16 protein-coding genes are annotated in these 17253 nt (G+C 38.8%); 5 read left to right on the forward strand and 11 right to left on the reverse strand.

The window, feature by feature from the left end; all coding sequences use genetic code 11:
- Positions 1–16 precede the first annotated feature (16 nt).
- Together nrdB and yfaE are read left to right on the forward strand one after the other, a co-directional pair.
- The gene (nrdB, locus tag SJ2017_RS10855) at positions 17–1147 is read left to right on the forward strand and encodes a class Ia ribonucleoside-diphosphate reductase subunit beta (protein ID WP_080915767.1); all 1131 of its coding nucleotides are present in this window, start codon (positions 17–19) and stop codon (positions 1145–1147) included.
- On the forward strand, positions 1122–1475 hold the full coding sequence (gene yfaE, locus SJ2017_RS10860) for a class I ribonucleotide reductase maintenance protein YfaE (RefSeq protein WP_080915768.1): 354 nt from the start codon (positions 1122–1124) through the stop codon (positions 1473–1475). The genes nrdB and yfaE overlap by 26 nt, the downstream gene beginning before the upstream one ends.
- 122 nt (positions 1476–1597) lie before the next feature.
- Here the strand turns inward: yfaE and SJ2017_RS10865 are convergent, their stop codons facing one another.
- A complete protein-coding gene (locus SJ2017_RS10865; RefSeq protein ID WP_055024582.1) occupies positions 1598–2488 on the reverse strand; it encodes a LysR family transcriptional regulator in 891 nt (296 codons plus the stop codon).
- A 133-nt stretch (positions 2489–2621) separates the two neighbouring features.
- On the opposite strand from SJ2017_RS10865, the gene SJ2017_RS10870 reads away from it, so the two are divergent.
- Positions 2622–3971 (forward strand): MATE family efflux transporter, encoded by a 1350-nt coding sequence (locus SJ2017_RS10870; RefSeq protein ID WP_080915769.1) that lies wholly within the window; start codon positions 2622–2624, stop codon positions 3969–3971.
- Between the two features lie 14 nt (positions 3972–3985).
- Here the strand turns inward: SJ2017_RS10870 and SJ2017_RS10875 are convergent, their stop codons facing one another.
- From SJ2017_RS10875 to SJ2017_RS10900, 6 genes are all read right to left on the reverse strand, one after another.
- On the reverse strand, positions 3986–4504 hold the full coding sequence (locus SJ2017_RS10875; RefSeq protein ID WP_080915770.1) for a YciI family protein: 519 nt from the start codon (positions 4502–4504) through the stop codon (positions 3986–3988).
- Between the two features lie 99 nt (positions 4505–4603).
- A complete protein-coding gene (locus SJ2017_RS10880; RefSeq protein WP_218919235.1) occupies positions 4604–5842 on the reverse strand; it encodes a sensor domain-containing diguanylate cyclase in 1239 nt (412 codons plus the stop codon).
- Positions 5843–6036: 194 nt separating this feature from the next.
- Positions 6037–7587: an AbgT family transporter gene (locus SJ2017_RS10885; RefSeq protein WP_080915771.1), complete on the reverse strand. Its 1551-nt coding sequence runs from the start codon at positions 7585–7587 to the stop codon at positions 6037–6039.
- 229 nt (positions 7588–7816) lie between these two features.
- Positions 7817–8482 carry an SDR family oxidoreductase gene (locus SJ2017_RS10890; RefSeq protein WP_080915772.1) on the reverse strand — a complete coding sequence of 222 codons (666 nt, stop codon included), beginning with the start codon at positions 8480–8482 and terminating at the stop codon, positions 7817–7819.
- Between the two features lie 48 nt (positions 8483–8530).
- Positions 8531–8995, reverse strand: coding sequence for a GNAT family N-acetyltransferase (locus SJ2017_RS10895; protein WP_080915773.1), 465 nt, complete (start codon positions 8993–8995; stop codon positions 8531–8533).
- 106 nt (positions 8996–9101) lie between these two features.
- Positions 9102–11117 carry an oxidoreductase gene (locus SJ2017_RS10900; RefSeq protein ID WP_080915774.1) on the reverse strand — a complete coding sequence of 672 codons (2016 nt, stop codon included), beginning with the start codon at positions 11115–11117 and terminating at the stop codon, positions 9102–9104.
- Between the two features lie 164 nt (positions 11118–11281).
- Between SJ2017_RS10900 and sppA the strand changes: the two genes are divergently transcribed.
- Positions 11282–13123, forward strand: a complete 1842-nt coding sequence (sppA, locus tag SJ2017_RS10905) for a signal peptide peptidase SppA (protein WP_080915775.1) — start codon at positions 11282–11284, stop codon at positions 13121–13123.
- A gap of 169 nt (positions 13124–13292) precedes the next feature.
- Positions 13293–14303: an asparaginase gene (ansA, locus tag SJ2017_RS10910; RefSeq protein WP_080917463.1), complete on the forward strand. Its 1011-nt coding sequence runs from the start codon at positions 13293–13295 to the stop codon at positions 14301–14303.
- 143 nt (positions 14304–14446) lie between these two features.
- Here ansA and SJ2017_RS10915 read toward each other — a convergent pair whose 3' ends face one another.
- The 4 genes from SJ2017_RS10915 to SJ2017_RS10930 all read right to left on the reverse strand — a co-directional run bounded on the left by SJ2017_RS10915 (position 14447) and on the right by SJ2017_RS10930 (position 17150).
- Entirely contained in the window at positions 14447–14728 is a 282-nt protein-coding gene (locus tag SJ2017_RS10915; RefSeq protein WP_055024590.1) for a YeaC family protein, read from the reverse strand.
- Complete coding sequence (locus SJ2017_RS10920; RefSeq protein ID WP_055024591.1) at positions 14725–15042, reverse strand: hypothetical protein; 318 nt, start codon at positions 15040–15042, stop codon at positions 14725–14727. Before SJ2017_RS10920 ends, SJ2017_RS10915 begins: the two co-directional genes overlap by 4 nt.
- A gap of 6 nt (positions 15043–15048) precedes the next feature.
- Entirely contained in the window at positions 15049–16179 is a 1131-nt protein-coding gene (locus SJ2017_RS10925) for a M14 family metallopeptidase (RefSeq protein WP_055024592.1), read from the reverse strand.
- 299 nt (positions 16180–16478) lie between these two features.
- Positions 16479–17150 carry a response regulator transcription factor gene (locus tag SJ2017_RS10930; RefSeq protein WP_080915776.1) on the reverse strand — a complete coding sequence of 224 codons (672 nt, stop codon included), beginning with the start codon at positions 17148–17150 and terminating at the stop codon, positions 16479–16481.
- Positions 17151–17253 lie beyond the last annotated feature (103 nt).

Below are 17253 nucleotides of genomic sequence, written 5' to 3' on the forward strand. Positions count from 1 at the left end.
TTTTTAGGATATATAAATGGCTTATTCTACTTTTTGTCAAACACCAAATAATCCGATGAACGAACCTATGTTCATGGGACAGTCAGTTAACGTTGCTCGTTATGATCAACAAAAATATGAAGTTTTTGAAAAGCTAATTGAAAAGCAATTATCTTTTTTCTGGCGCCCAGAAGAAGTAGACGTAAGCAAAGACAAAATTGATTACCAAGGTTTACCAGAACATGAAAAACACATTTTCATTTCAAACCTTAAGTACCAAACATTATTAGATTCTATTCAAGGTCGCTCACCGAATGTGGCGTTATTACCGTTAGTATCGTTACCTGAATTAGAAACATGGATTGAAACTTGGTCTTTTTCAGAAACAATTCACTCGCGTTCTTATACCCACATTATTCGTAATATTGTTAATGATCCGTCTGTCGTATTTGATGATATCGTGGTGAATAAAGAAATTTTAAAACGTGCAGGTGATATTGCTCAATACTACGATGATTTAATTGAACTGACCCAAGTGCTTAATTTACATGGTGAAGGAACACATTTGGTTAACGGTAAACAAATCACTGTTAGTCCACGTATCCTTAAAAAGTCTCTGTATTTATGCATGATGTCTGTAAATGCATTAGAAGCGATTCGTTTTTATGTCAGTTTTGCATGTTCATTTGCTTTCGCTGAACGTAAATTAATGGAAGGCAATGCGAAAATTATTCGTTTAATTGCTCGTGATGAAGCCTTACATTTAAATAGCACTCAGCATATTCTTAATATTATGCAAGGTGGCAAAGATGATCCTGAAATGGGTGAAATTGCCAAAGAGTGTCACGATCAAGCCTACGATATTTTTTATAAAGCAGCAGAGCAAGAGAAAGAATGGGCTAAATACTTATTCAAAGACGGTTCAATGATCGGCTTAAATGAGCAAATTTTATGTCAGTACGTTGAATACATTACTAACCAACGTATGAAAGCCGTTAACTTGCCTCAACCCTATGCAGAACAAACTAACCCGTTACCATGGATGAAAAACTGGCTTGAAAGTGATGCTGTACAAGTGGCACCACAAGAAGTTGAAGTCTCATCTTACTTAGTTGGTCAAATTGATTCGGCCGTTGACAGCGATGAGTTTTCTGACTTTGATCTATAAGCCCAACTTCAAAAAAGCACCTATTGTTAGTTTAAATGGTGAGCCAGTGTTGTTGTTTAATCAACAGCAACACACCTTACTAGATGTACTCGAGATAAAAAAAGTAAATATCTTTTCTGAGTGCAGAAATGGTTTTTGCGGTTCGTGTAAAACTCGTATCAATAAAGGTTCAGTGACTTATATCTCTGAACCTTTGGTCGAACTAGAAGCTGATGAATGCTTGCCTTGTTGCTGTGTACCTGAGACGAACCTAGATCTCGATCTCACTACAGATGAACCAAGTAACCTTTATGTTCAGCATAACAAAACACTTATTACACTAGATTAAATATGAAACGAACCTTCTCGTTCGTTTCACTTTTCAATAGCAAGTATTCGTTTTTACCGATTATCTCATCACCGTAATAATCCAAATATCAACAAAAAAGTCGCTAAGATAAATAGTTAACCCTAATTTTTGTTCTTTTTAGCCTCAAGAAACATAGCTTCAAGTTCAGCAAACATCCAATTCATAATATTGCCAGCACCTTTGTCTCGTCGTTTAACTAACCCCATTTCAATCAACAATGATTCGGGTATATGGTAAGTGCTCAACTCTTTTATTTCACCTGAATACCACTGAGAACCGGCAATATGTTCTGGAACCAACGCCCAACCCAAGCCACGAGTAACAAGGGATGTCATGTAATAGTAACTGTCAACATGCCAACAATTTGCAGATATGGGTTTACTTGCAGTTTGCAAGTCACAAATTACCAGTTGTCGATATTCATTTAGCTGCGATATGTTTGGAACCGGGATATCTGCTAATGGATGATCAACCGATACGATAAGAGATTGATGAAAGCTATCAATAGTAAAAAACTCTAGACGTTCACAAAGTTGCTCGCCTTGAAATAACACACCTAAGTCCGCTTTTCCAATATCTACCCAATGGGCAATATCATCCCTTGAGCCATTTAAAATAGTGAGTTTCAACAATGGAAAAGTCTCAGCCGTTTTATCAAAAAAAACTTCGAAAGTAGAAATTGGAACAGCTTCGTCAATTGCAATGGTTAATGCTAATTCGTTATTTGTTTGAACTGACATTGCTCTTGAGTTTAAACGCTCACACTGCGCAATCACGGCTTTAGCTTCAATTAATAACTGTTCTCCCTGCTCTGTTAGTACAGGTAAACGGTGGCTACGATCAAATAGCTTAAATCCCAAATCGATTTCTAAATTTGAAATTGCCGTACTGACTCTTGATTGCGCTTTACCTAAATCACGTGACGCAGCTGAAAACGAACCTGTATTGGCAGCGGCAACAAATGCTTTTAATTGTTCTATAGACCAGTTCATCTTTTTCCAACCGTAATGGCTCATTCCAATCATTATAACTATCCGATTATCGGATGGATACTAACTTTTTCCTATCTAAAATCAGATTATAATAAGCAATATTATTTTGTGTCCTGATAGTATTGAGAAAATCATGTTAGCAATATCAACAGCGTCAATTGATCAATTAACTGTTAAACAGCATTTTTGGAAATACGCTATTCCATCCATTGCAGCAATGTTGGTGAGTGGCTTATATCAAATCATTGATGGGATTTTCGTTGGTCATTATGTAGGATTTGAAGGCTTAGCAGGCATTAACATGGCTTGGCCAATTATATGCTGTGTTGTGGGTGTTGGCATGATGATAGGTATGGGCGCTGGTAGTTTACTATCCATCACCCGTGGCGAGAAAAAGCCTTTAGAAGGACAAAAAGTACTTAGCCATGCCATAGTATTAATTGGCATAATGAGTATCGCATCAGCAATTTTCATTCACTTCTTCGGTGAGACGTTATTGCTCCTGCAAGCAGCAGATGGACAAAGCTTTATCATGGCATCAGATTATATCGAAGTATTTGCCTATGGCGCTTTTTTTACAACTGCAGCTACAGCAATGCCTTTACTCGTGAGAAATGATGAACAACCCGGTTTTGCCACTATGTTGTTAATGATTGGCGCTGTCATGAATATCGCGTTGGATTACTTATTAATCGCTGTTTATCCTTTAGGACTAACAGGCGCAGCAATTGCGACATTGATTTCTCAAGCCATTGTGATGCTACTCGGTTTTTACTACTTCTTTTCGAGGAAAGCTAACACCAGGTTTAAGTTTTCTTATAAAGATATTAAGTTTAAACAGCTACAAAAAATACTCGTGTTAGGCAGTTCGAGTTTGATTATGTTTATGTACTTTAGCTTCATTATTGCTCTTCATAATTTCCTTTTTATGCAATATGGCTCGGCAGTTCATGTCGCTGCTTTTGCAATTGTAGGTTACGTTGCAACGACTTTTTATTTATTAGCAGAAGGTATAGCTGGCGGTATGCAGCCCCCTGTTAGTTACTATTACGGTGCAAAGCAGATCCTACAGATCAAACAAACAGTGAAACTGACCGTAAAAGTTGTTGCTATTCTGGGGGTTTTTACGGTTTTATTTATAAATATTTTTCCCAACTTTGTCATAGGTTTTTTCAGTAATCATGATAATGCTCTTATGGCTGAAACTTTAATCGGTATGCGTCTACATTTATTTGCGTTAGTACTGGATGGGTTTATTTTTATCGCAACCATGTATTTTATGGCTGTCAATCAAGGAAATAAGTCATTGTTTATTTCGATGGCTAATATGGCAATACAAATTCCGTTTTTACTCACGTTGCCCAACTTGATTGGCGTCAACGGTATATGGCTATCTGTGCCACTTTCTAATGTCGCCTTATGTCTTATTCTGACGCCATTGATTTTGTCAGAAAATAAACGGATAAACGAACTACATAACTAATCAGCAATGTGTCATTACATCAGCTTTTTAGACATTTGCTGATGTAACTGATTTATTTTCATTAATGCAGCGCTGCCATACCAAGGCTTTAACTCCATAGTAAGGCTACCAGCTTTAATGGCGGGATCTGATTCAGTGAGTAATTTTGCTTCAGCAACCGTTTTTACATCAAAAATATAAATTCCACGTAAATCATCGTTACCAAGAAAAGGCCCAGCCAGAACTAATTTGCCTTGATTTGCTAACTTAGTAATATTGTCCATATGAGCTTTTTGCAAAGCTAAGGCATCCTCCTCACTTCGTTCGCGATTGGGTCCTCGTTTCAAGAATGCAACAACGTATTGCTTCATGCCATACTCATCTGCGCCAACTTCGTTAGCTAATGCAGGATCAAATTTCGGGTTATCTTTGACCTTGGTAACGGTTTCTGAAGCCCATAATGACGAAATCGACAAGAACAAAGTCAGAAAACACAATAAGCGAAAGCTTGATATGAACTGACAATGTGATGTGTTTGATGCTAAGAAAGTCATTGTTTGCTCCAATCATTATCAAAAATGAATATCATGGAGCATTTAAATTAAGATGTAAATTCGACTCAATGTGGTAAGGATAAGCTGTTATGGTATAAATTACCCTTCGCTACAAATAGTGTTTTTGCCTTGAGATTTAGCAATATATAAACGTTTATCAGTGAGTTTTATTAAATTCTCAACATCGTTTATCATGCGGCAGTCACTTGACTCAGCTAAACCGATGCTCACTGAAACAGAAAATGTATGAGTAGAATCGTTAAAATGCCTTTCAGCAAAACGACTTCTTATCACTTCAGCAGTTTGTAATGCGCCTTGTTCGTTTGCTGAAGGTAAAAATGCAATAAACTCTTCTCCCCCCCAACGACCAACAGCCCCACTATGATCTGCAAACGCATCACGTATAATTTCAGCTAGAGCTTGAATAACGAGATCGCCATTGTGATGACCATGAGTATCATTAACTAATTTGAAATTATCAATATCAAGTAAAACACAGGTCAACTGGTCACTGATTTCAATATGTTTCTGTAACCATTCTTGCACTGCACTGCGATTTAAAAGGTGCGTCAAACCATCATGACTTGCTTTAAATGCCAGTTCTTTTTCTAATTGTACTTTCTCGGTTACATCTTCCATTACCACTTGTACTGCAGGTTCTCCATCCCACTCAATAAGGTTGTCATAAATATTAAAAAACCGATGTATGCCATCAAAGCAGATATTTTCGACCACACTGTTACTGCCAACAGCCACGCCATTAACAATATCTTGATAATGCTGCTTGGCCTGTTGTTGAACTGTTTCAGGAATGAGTGTGAGTAGCGAGCTTAAACTCATCACTTGCTCTATTGAGTCTGCGTGTAAATGCTTTACACAGGCTTGGTTTACCATCAGTGGCTTAAATTCCCGATGCACCATAATACCTTGACCTGATTGTGTAATGAGCCGCTTATACATTAGGTCTTTTTCACGTATACGCTTATTCGCTTCAACTAACGCAGAAAGATCAATCACTGTCACCTGTAATGCTGGACGTCCATGCCATTCAATTAAATGATCCACTGAAAAAACCGTGAACTCACGGCCATTTCTGTCAATATTAACGAATGTATGACCACGTGGATAAAGTGTTCCATTGACTATGTCATGGTAGTTTTGAGTGGCAATTTGATGATTTTCTGCAGGTAAAAGGTCAAGAAAAGAATCGATGCTGGTAAGTAGTTCTTTGGCTGAATTATAACCATATATTTGAGCATATCGTTCATCAACATGAACAGCATTCATGTCCTGAATAATGATAACTCCATAACTTGAATCAATATTAATCTTTGGCATAAATGATTTTTATAAAATTAATCTTTTAATTGATATACAACAATTATAGGCAGAAACAACTTAACTGCACTAGCCTGCTAGGATAAAAATGTTAACTGTAATGTGCTCTAAATCTTTTAGTTATATGAAAAGACTTTTTGCTGGCCCCAAAAAAAAGTAGCGAATAATATCGCTACTTTCATTTTTAAAATCAGTTAATAAGTGTAACTTGCACCCAATCCTAAAGGTAAACCAATGGACCAGTATATGAGTAGCCATGTACTCCATATTGATAAAAGTGCCAAACTAAATGGCAACATCATCGAGATTAAAGTCCCTATCCCAATACCTTTGACATAGCGCTGACAATATACGACGACAAGTGGGAAATAAGGCATTAATGGCGTAATGATGTTTGAACTTGAGTCACCAATACGGTAAGCCGCTTGAGACAAGTCTGGACTAATATTCAGCTGCATTAACATTGGCACAAGTACCGGGCCAATCAACGCCCATTTTGCTGAAGATGACCCAACGAATAAGTTAACAAAGCCAACTAAAATAATCATCCCGACCACGGTCACTTCTGCTGGAAGGTTGAGCGCCTTAAGGCCACCAGCCCCTTCAACAGCAATTAATGCACCTAAATTAGACGCCGAGAAAGCAGCAACAAACTGAGCACAGAAAAATGCCATTACGATGTAATGTGACATGCCGCTCATGGATTTAGACATTGCTTGCACGATGTCTGCAGACGACTTAAAGCTGCCAGTCATATAACCATATACTACACCCGGAAGCATAAAGAATATGAAAATCAATGGCACAATAGATTGCATTAACGGCGCACCAAAGCTAGTCAGAGAACCATGCTCATCTCGTAGTGTTGAAGTTTCAGGAATGGTAAGCGAGAAAAAACCAATTATTGCAACGAACATAACAAGAGAAGCCACACTAAATGCACGCATTTCTTTTGGTGTTGCTTCTTCCATTGCTGGTAAGTCAACTTGGTCACGTTCTACTTTATGCGTTTTATTTAATCTTGGCTCTAAAATTTTATCGGTTAAATACCAAATCACTAAGGTAATCGGAATACACGAAGATGCCGCGAAAAACCAATTGTTCAATGGGTTAATTTGAATGTCAGGATCGACGATCTGGGCTGCCGACTGGGTAAAGCTTTGTAATAAAGGATCGATACCTGATGGAATAAAGTTGGCACAGAATCCACCAGAAACACCAGCAAAAGCCGCAGCAATACCAGCAAGTGGGTGGCGACCAACGGTAAAGAATATTACACCCGCAAGAGGTATCACTACAACATAGCCCGCATCTGTTGCGGTATGCGAAATAATACCGACCACAACAACTGCAGGCGTTAAAAGCTTAGCAGGTGTGACTTTAAGCATTTGTTTTAATGCAGTATTGATAAAACCTGACTGCTCAGCAATCCCCACACCTAGCATTGCAACCAGTACAACACCTAACGGTGCAAATGCGGTGAATGTTTTCACCATAGAAGTTAAAAATTCAGTTAACGCAGTTGCACTTAATAAGTTATTAATAACAATTGGGCTATCGGTTCTTGGATCTATCGCATCAAAACTGACGCCAGATAACAAGGCTGATATAACCCAAACAGCAAACATTAAAATTAAGAATAGCATTGCAGGATCTGGTAGTTTATTACCAATCCTTTCAATACTGTCTAGCGCTCTACCGAGCAATCCGGGTGCATTATCCCCAGATTCTGTTTTCGTCGTCATGATTCCCTATTCCTCACTATGGCACTGATTGAATCTAACTATCACAGTTTTATTCAATAGCACCTTAATATAATTATTAGCATTACATATTAAATATGCAGTCTGTAACTAAACTTAAAATTTACGACATATTGCATACAAAACGAGCGGTTAAGCTTGTTTTAATCTAAATACTCAAAAAGTGTGATGCCCAATACCATAGAAAAGATAAAAACAGAGCATACAAATTTTACCAAGGTAATGTTTGTCCGTTTGAATGTTTGAATACACCAGTTGTTGTCATATCCAGTGAGTTAATTAGCCCCACCAGTCGACTCGCTGACTCTAAGGCCGAAATATCGCCTCCGTGATTTACCATATCGGTTTGAACATAGCCTGGGTGGTATATGCCAACCGCTATTTGTTTTGGAGATAAATCATGGCTTAGCGACATCGATGCGGCATTAAGAGCAGCTTTAGACATTCGATACCCATATCGCCCTCCAGAGGTGTTATCCTCGATTGATCCCATACGTGAAGTGATCATAGCGACTTTGCCGCCAGCATTGAGTTGATGATTTAGTGCGGCAACAATGCGAAGTGGTGCCAGAGCATTAATTTCAAATTGCTGCCTAATGGTATCAAGGTTTAAGTGTGCTAATTGCTCATCACGTAAAATGCCTGCATTACAAATCAAAACATCAATATTCACTCCCGCTAAAGAAGTTTGCATATTATGTATGCCTTCATCAGTTGCAACATCAATTTGAGTGATAACATTCACGTCTAGCAGCTCAAGCTCATCTGAAGTGTGACGGCATAAAGCAAACACTTTATCACCCTGTTGCTTAAATAATTTAGCCAATGCTAAACCAATCCCTCTGTTCGCACCGGTAATAACAACATTTTTAGCCATCGTCGTTCCTTTATTTAAAATCATATTGAAAACACATCATAAAAAGTATCAATAAACCTTACACATACCAAACCCTAATTCTGAGCCATCTCTTACTAAATATTGATATTTTTTATAAAACCCTTCTTTACCTTGTGCGCAAAATAGACCCACTGTAGTGCCTTGTGTGACTTGTTGAGTTAAATACATTTCGATAGCTTGCATAATAAAATGTCCCAAGCCATTACCTTGGTATGCTTTAGCCACAATGACATCTTGAATATAGAAAAACAGCCCGCCATCACCGATCACTCTGCCGGTGGCAATCAATCTAGTTTCATGGAAGACACAAACGAAAAATAAAGAATTATTTAGGCTATTGTTTACTGTATCGACTGGAGCCGATCCCCAACCCGTTTCTGCTCTTAACCGGTTAAATTCCTCAGCACTAGGGGCATTGAGCGTAAAGTTAAACACTAGCTTGGTATCAACCTCATTATGCCAAGACTTGAAAATACCTTTTATTTCGTCCATTAATATTTGTATCATTAATAAAATATGGCGTTTAATAAAAACAAAAAACCTAGCAATTTGCTAGGTTTTATTAAGTTAACGATTACAACCTTATTAAATTCAGTGGTTAAATAGCCATTGCTAGTTCAGCACCTTGTCTAATTGCTCGTTTAGCATCCAGTTCAGCAGCAACATCAACACCGCCAATCAAATGCACTGGTAAGCCAGTTGATTTCATATCGTCTACAAGCGTGCGGTTAGACTCTTGACCTGCACACAGTACAACATTATCAACTCGCAGTACTTCGGATTCTTCCCCTACCTTGATGTGTAAGCCTTCAGTGTCAAATTTCTCATAGCTCACACCTGTTTTCATGTTCACTTTATGCTGTTTAAGAACACTTCTGTGGATCCAGCCGGTTGTTTTACCGAGGCCTTTCCCCATCTTAGTCGTCTTACGTTGTAATAAGTAAACTTCGCGATCTGGTTTATGTTCAGACTCCTCAGTTAAGCCGCCTGGATGTTGATAGGTTTTATCAATGCCCCACTGCTCAAGCCATTTGTCCGGTTGTAATGTGCTCGACTCACGTTCACATAAAAAATGTGCCATATCAAATCCGATACCGCCCGCTCCAATCAGCGCCACTTTCTCGCCAATATAGACTTCTCCTTTCAGGACTTGCTGATAATCGACAACTTTAGGGCTATCAAAACCAGGTAGATCAAGCGCACGCGGGACAACACCTGAAGCGACGATCACTTCATCAAATTTTTCATTCGCTAAAACATCCAAATCTAAACGAGTATTTAAACGTAATTCAACTTTGTGTAGCTTCATTTGGTTGTTGAAATAACGGATGGTTTCGTCAAACTCTTCCTTACCTGGGATCTTACGTGCCAAATTAAACTGGCCGCCAACTTCATTTTTAGCTTCAAATAAAACCACTTCATGCCCACGTGACGCTGCATATACCGAAAATGCCATGCCAGCAGGACCAGCTCCCATAACTGCTAAACGTTTTTTGTGTTGCGTAGGGGTGAAATTGATTTCTGTTTCATAGCAAGCGCGAGGATTAACAAGGCAAGTAGCACGCTTCATTGAAAACGTATGATCTAAACAAGCTTGGTTACAACCAATACAAGTATTGATTAGTTCACTTTGCCCAGCAGCGGCTTTATTAACAAACTCTGCATCAGCAAGGAAAGGTCTTGCCATTGAAACCATATCTGCTTGCCCAGAAGCAATGATTGATTCGCCAATTTCAGGCGTATTGATACGGTTAGTTGCAATCAAAGGAACTGACACTTCAGATTTGAGTTTCTCAGTCACCCAAGAAAATGCCCCTCTTGGAACACTTGTCGCAATTGTAGGTACACGCGCTTCATGCCAACCAATGCCAGTATTGATAATTGAAACACCTTCACGCTCTAACCATTTTGCTAATTTAACGACTTCATCCCATGTCGAACCGTTATCAACTAAATCCAGCATTGATAGTCTGAAAATTATAATAAATTCTTTGCCCACCTTCTCACGGATAGCTTTGACTATCTCTAATGGGAAACGTGCACGTTGAACAAAACTGCCACCCCATTCATCAGTACGTTTATTGGTACGAGAGCTAATGAATTGATTAATGAGATAGCCTTCTGAGCCCATGACTTCTACACCGTCATAGCCCGCTTTTTTAGCAAGCGCAGCACTGGATGCATAATCTTTAATTGTTCCAGCAACTTGTCTAGATGACATTTTTGAAGGCGTAAACGGTGTAATTGGCGATTTAATTTTACTCGGTGCTTGTGAAAAAGGATGATAACCATAGCGACCAGCATGGAGGATCTGCATACAGATTTTACCATCAGCTTCATGGACAGCTTTTGTGACAATGCGATGCTTCTTAACTTGCCAAGGAAAACTTAATTGGCAAGCATGAGGTGCTAGGCGTCCACGAAAGTTAGGCGCGATACCGCCAGTTACGATTAGCCCACAGCCACCTGCTGCACGTTCTTTATAAAACGCAGCCAGTTTCTCAAATCCGCCCTTTTCTTCTTCTAAGCCAGTATGCATGGAGCCCATTAACACTCGATTTTTTAATTGAGTGAAGCCTAAATCTAAGGGTTCTAGTAAATGTGGAAACGACATTCAAACATCCTTTTTAAACAAGTGATTTAAACTAGCATACAACGAGATTTTGTTAAGCTCAATGCTTTCGCTTTGCTATTGTTAAAAACCGTTACAATTCAATTTCCCATAGCCAAGCTTTTTCAGTTAGCATAATAGTAATGAAATGCTATAGGAGTGGCTTAATGTCCGCTAAACCCTCACTGATTAAACGAATTTTCTCTTTGATTTGGAAAACCATCAACGGAATACGTAAAGTCATTCTCAATCTTATCTTTTTTGGTTTAATTGCTATTATCGTTGTCGCGTTAAGTGCTGAAGAAGAAATAGTCATCGAAAACCAATCTGCACTTATGCTCAATCTTGCTGGCACTATCGTTGACCAAAAGCGTCATGTTGATCCTATTGAAGCGGTATTTAAACAAAGTAAAGGCAATGATCCAGAGGGCGAAATGTTGTTATCCGACATCATTTACGTCATAGACAGTGCTATTCAAGATCCTCGTATCAATACCATCGTCATTAACATGCAGCACTTGCGCTCTGCTGGTATCAGTAAGATGACGGCTATTGGCGATGCATTGAATAAATTTAAGCAAGCTGGCAAGTCTGTCGTGGCTTTTGGTAACTACTATGAACAGAACCAATATTTCTTAGCCAGTTACGCGGACACCATTTATCTTAATAATAAAGGGGCTGTTTCTCTTGAAGGTTTAAGCAGTTATCGCTTGTTTTATAAATCAGCATTAGAAAAATTAAATGTCAGCACCCATGTTTTCCGTGTTGGTACATTTAAGTCTGCTGTAGAACCTTTTATTCGTGATGACATGTCAGCGCCAGCTAAAGAAGCAAGTCAGGCGTTATTAGGCGATATTTGGCAAAGTTACGAATCAATTGTAGCGACAAACCGTGACATCGCTCCAGACAATATTGTACTAAGTCCAAATCGTTATCTAACAGAGCTTGACAGTGTATCCGGCGACTCAGCTCAACTTGCAATAAAATTAAACTGGGTAGATGAACTGGCATCTGATGAATCTTTCAGACTTGCCATGGTTGAAAAAGTGGGCGCTGATAGTGACGGCGATAACTTCAAACAAGTTTCTTTTACCGAATACTATAACGCTGTAAAACCGCTTCCTGCCCTTATCGAGAAAGACTCAGTTGGTATTATTGTTGCCAAAGGTAATATTTTAAATGGTACCCAACAAGCTGGCCAGATAGGGGGCGAAAGTACTTCAGCTCTTCTGCGCAAAGCGCGCTTTGATGAGAAAGTAAAAGCGGTTGTATTACGAGTTGATAGTCCTGGTGGCAGTGCTTTTGCTTCTGAGAAAATTCGTCAAGAAGTTATCGCATTAAAGCAAGCAGGCAAACCTGTTGTTGTCAGTATGGGCAGTTTAGCGGCATCAGGCGGTTACTGGATTTCTGCAAGTGCGGATTATATCTATGCAACACCAACAACCTTAACTGGTTCAATAGGTATCTTCGGTATGTTTGCCACATTTGAAAATGTCCTATCTAAATGGGGGATCCATTCAGATGGGGTTTCGACTTCAGATTGGGCTGGTATTTCAGCAACCCGAGCTTTAGATCCTAATGTAGCAGCAGTCGTTCAACGACATATTGAACATGGGTATCAAGAATTTATTTCGTTGGTTGCTAAAGAAAGAAATATGAGCCTAGATCAAGTAGACAGAATTGCTCAGGGCCGAGTTTGGTCTGGTACAAGAGCTGTCGAGTTAGGACTTGTTGATGCACTAGGTGATATGGACAGCGCCATTGCTAAAGCAGCTGAAATGGCACAAATTGAGGTATTTGATACAAAAGTTATCGAACAAGAGTTAACTGCAGAACAAGAGTTTGTACAACAAATGCTTGCCTCAGTAGCAACCTATCTACCAGAAGCATCAACTCAATCACCTGTTCTAAATCAAATGCTAGGTGAATGGCAAACTGTAGTTGATGAATTCAGCATGTTTGATGATCCTAAAGGCATGTATTTGTATTGCGAAAATTGTAACCTTTAAACAGTTTTTGCCTTAAACAGCCAGAAGACTGGCAAAACCTTTAAAATATAGAATATTCAAAAAAGCCCGTTTTACGGGCTTTTTTATTGAGTTTTATTCAGTTAGACACGTATAATTTAACGATTCATCAAATATCAACCCTGAGAAATGCACGAACATGACAACAAGCATGATTAAACGCTCAATTTACGTCGCTTATACTGGCGGTACTATTGGTATGCGAAAAACCGACAATGGATTCGCCCCTGTTGCTGGATTTCTAACAGATTGCGTTAAATCTATGCCTGAGTTTTATCATGAAGAAATGCCCGACTTTGTCATAAACGAATATTCGCCATTAATAGACTCTTCAAATATGGCACCGACTGATTGGCAGTTGATCGCAAATGACATTAAAGCTAATTATGATAAATATGATGGCTTTGTCATTCTACATGGCACAGATACCATGGCATACACGGCATCTGCTCTCTCTTTTATGCTACAAGGGCTATCTAAACCAGTTATTGTAACAGGCTCTCAAATTCCTTTAGCTCAGCTACGTTCAGATGGCCAAACAAACTTATTAAACTCGCTCTATATTGCAGCCAACTACCCTGTCGCTGAAGTATGTTTATTCTTTAATAACAAACTGTTTAGAGGTAATCGTTCTACAAAAGCCCATGCTGATGGCTTTGACGCTTTTGCTTCACCGAATTTTCCAATACTGCTAGAAGCTGGGATTAAAATTAACTTACGTGCAGGCAAAATATCTGAACCTACAACGCAAGCCTTAGATGTTATTGAAATCAGTCCCCAACCTGTTGGCGTCATAACCCTTTATCCTGGTATTTCGACTGAGATATTCAACAACATATTAATGCAACCTGTTAAAGCGCTTATTTTGCTGACATTTGGTGTAGGAAATGCACCACAAGATAACGCTTTATTAGATACGTTAAAACAAGCCGACGAACGTGGCATTGTCATTGTTAACTTGACTCAGTGTTTTCAAGGTAAAGTCAACATGGGAGGTTATGCAACGGGCAATGCATTAGCTCAAGCCGGAGTGATTAGCGGCGCAGATATGACCATTGAAGCGGCATTAGCAAAACTGCATTATTTGCTATCAAAAGATTTGACCTCTGCAGAAGTAAAATTTGCAATGAAGCAGAATCTGCTAGGTGAATTAACCGAGTAAAGACAAATTACAAAAGCAAATCAATAGATAATAAAAAAGCCACTGCAAACAGTGGCTTTTTTGTTAATCAAATATTCTCATCAAATGTGATAGATTTATATGTAAAATATCAAACTCACATATTGAGCGATGTATTACTGCCTTTAAATATCTGATTCTTTGAATTCAGCGATTGATTCACCACGGAATTGTTTTTTAAGTTCAGATTTAGACAACTCATTTATCTTACCACCAGCACCAATAGTAAAGTGATCAGTTTGTTCAAGTTTACGCGCTTGATATAACATGACTACCTGTAATGTTGATTCTTTTTGTTCTGGCGATAATGCCGTGCCATCTTCCCATTTACCTGTTTCCGCAGCAGAGCGAAGACGCTGATAAACTTCATCTGGCATTTCATCAATCACTTTGTTGATATCGTTCATACACTTTTCCGTTTATGTAAGACAATTCTAGCTCGCGTAATCGTATAGCCTACGAAGCCAAACACGAAACAACCCACAGCAATATACGACGTCATTCCGGTTGCTGGTTCACCACCCCAAAACCAAATAACAACACCTGCTATAAATAACGTTAAAAACACAAAGCTATGTGTCATTAACTTATTAGATTGTTGTATATGACTTATCACACGGGCAGATTGATTATCACCATCGACTTTCACTTTGCAATGCTGACACTCTTTCGCTTTGCTAGAAATACGTTTTTGGCACGAAGGACATTCAATTAACGCCATAATTGATTACTCGCTTAAATTGTCTACTACGGCAAGCATCGCCACTAACGAAGCTTCACCTAGGTATTCGCATCGCGCAGGAGACCAACCAACAACTGGATCAGGTAAGTTATCATTATCTTTAAATGGCATTTCTAACGTATTTGCAAGACACTTAAAGGTGTTACCGACCCAGTTAGAACCAACGGTTAAGTTCGCTTTTCCTGGCTCATCTTTGTCATAACCATATTTAGTTTGGAAATCAGCACTTGCCATACCTAACGCTGCAAGGAACTGTTCTTGTAACTTGGCCATATGTGGAGTGTAATTTGGTGCACCTTCACAGCCAGCAACAAACACGTAAGGTAAACCTTCATCACCGTGAACATCATAGAATAAATCGACACCCGTCTCTTTCATCTTATTGGTAACATAATAAACCTCAGGGCTTCGCTCTAAACTAGGCGACTCCCACTCACGGTTTAAGTTAGTACCAACAGCATTCGTACGTAAATGGCCTCTGACGCTTCCATCTGGATTCATGTTTGGCACGATATAGAAATTAGCTTTATCAAGTAACAGCTTGGCCGTTGGGCAATCACTGTCTAATAATTGGTTTAATAGTCCTTCTATTAACCATTCTGCCATTGTTTCGCCTGGATGCTGTCTGGCCGTAATCCAAATGTTCTTTTTAGCTGGATCGTTATCGCCAATTTTTAATAGGCTCATGTCACGGCCATCTAGCGTTAAGCCCAAGTTTTCGAGGCTAACAGCTGGATGTAATTGTACAGAGCTAATGAGATCTAGATGACGCTCGTAACTGTATGGTGCAAAGTAAGCAATTTGAATCGCTTCACAATCTAAATCAACTTGAATAGAAAGCTTTCCATCTTGATAACTCGTTGGCAGACGGAACCAATGTTGACGATCGTAACTGGCTACCGCTTGATAATCTTCCCAACCTTTTGGATAAGATGCAGTGCCCGCATTCATAATGTTCAATGTGTAAGTTTGACCGATTTCACCTTCCATACGGAAGTTAAACCATTGATAAAACTCACCACCTTCATCTGGTCGAATAGCAAGTTGAATGTCATCGTGTTTGTCTAAATTGATAGTCTCAATGTTGCCGCCATCAAAATTCGCGCTAATACGCATAGGACTTCCTTATGTAAGGTAATTATCGATTTTTTATGGCCACATCTTATCAAATGCTGTCACTCAATAAAATCTATTGCTGATTAACTGATAATCATCTGCTCAATTTATCGCTATTGCAGCCCCTCGCGTCATCACAAAGGTAAACTCCTACACAAACAGGGAACGTCACGTTTATTGAAGACATAAAAATGCCGAATAACAATATTCGGCATCATTTGAAATGTGTAAAAGAAACAAACCTAATACTCAGATAGACAAAATCGTTGAGCAAAGACCAAAGACCAAAGACCACAAATCTATATAAGGATTGGACTAAAGCAATAACCTTTACCACGAACAGTATTAATCAGCTCACGAGGTAAACATTTGTTAGCCATCTTACGCCGCGTATTACTGATATGCATATCTAGGTTGCGATCAAACTCACCGAGCTCTTTGTGTAAAACACGCATTTGCAATTCAGCTTTAGTGACAACCTCGCCTTTTCGCTGAAACAAATATTTAAATAATCGATACTCAGTTTGAGTCAGTTTTAAATGCTGTGTATTGAGCATTACAGTATTGTTTGTATCATCGAATAAGATGTCATCAAAGTCTGATTGATGAACAACCTTTTCACTTCGACGGCGCAGTACGTTTACACGCAATAATAATTCTTTCACGTTAAACGGTGATGCTATGTAATCGTCAGCACCAAGTTCAAATGCATGGATTCGTTCTAAGTCATTATTATCATTTGCCAATACGATAACCGGCGTATGGCAATGCTTAGCCATCAGTAACCAAAATGATTCCATTTTAGGTACAGAATAGTCTAATAGAATAACCTCAAATTCATTACGCTCTAATTCTACTAGTGCATTAAAACCATTATCCACGATTTCAATGCTGTAGCCCATCGATTCCATTTGCTGACAAAGGCGAAGACTGTGTGTGAGTTGTTGGTCAATTAGGAGAATTTTTTTCATAAGGGTCTTAATCTAAACGATAACAATTACCATTTAGATTATCACCGAGGATATGATATTACTACCGAATTTATGTAAATTTGAGACCTAAGTTAGCTTTTAG

This window comes from Shewanella japonica (genome assembly GCF_002075795.1).
Taxonomy (GTDB): domain Bacteria; phylum Pseudomonadota; class Gammaproteobacteria; order Enterobacterales; family Shewanellaceae; genus Shewanella; species Shewanella japonica.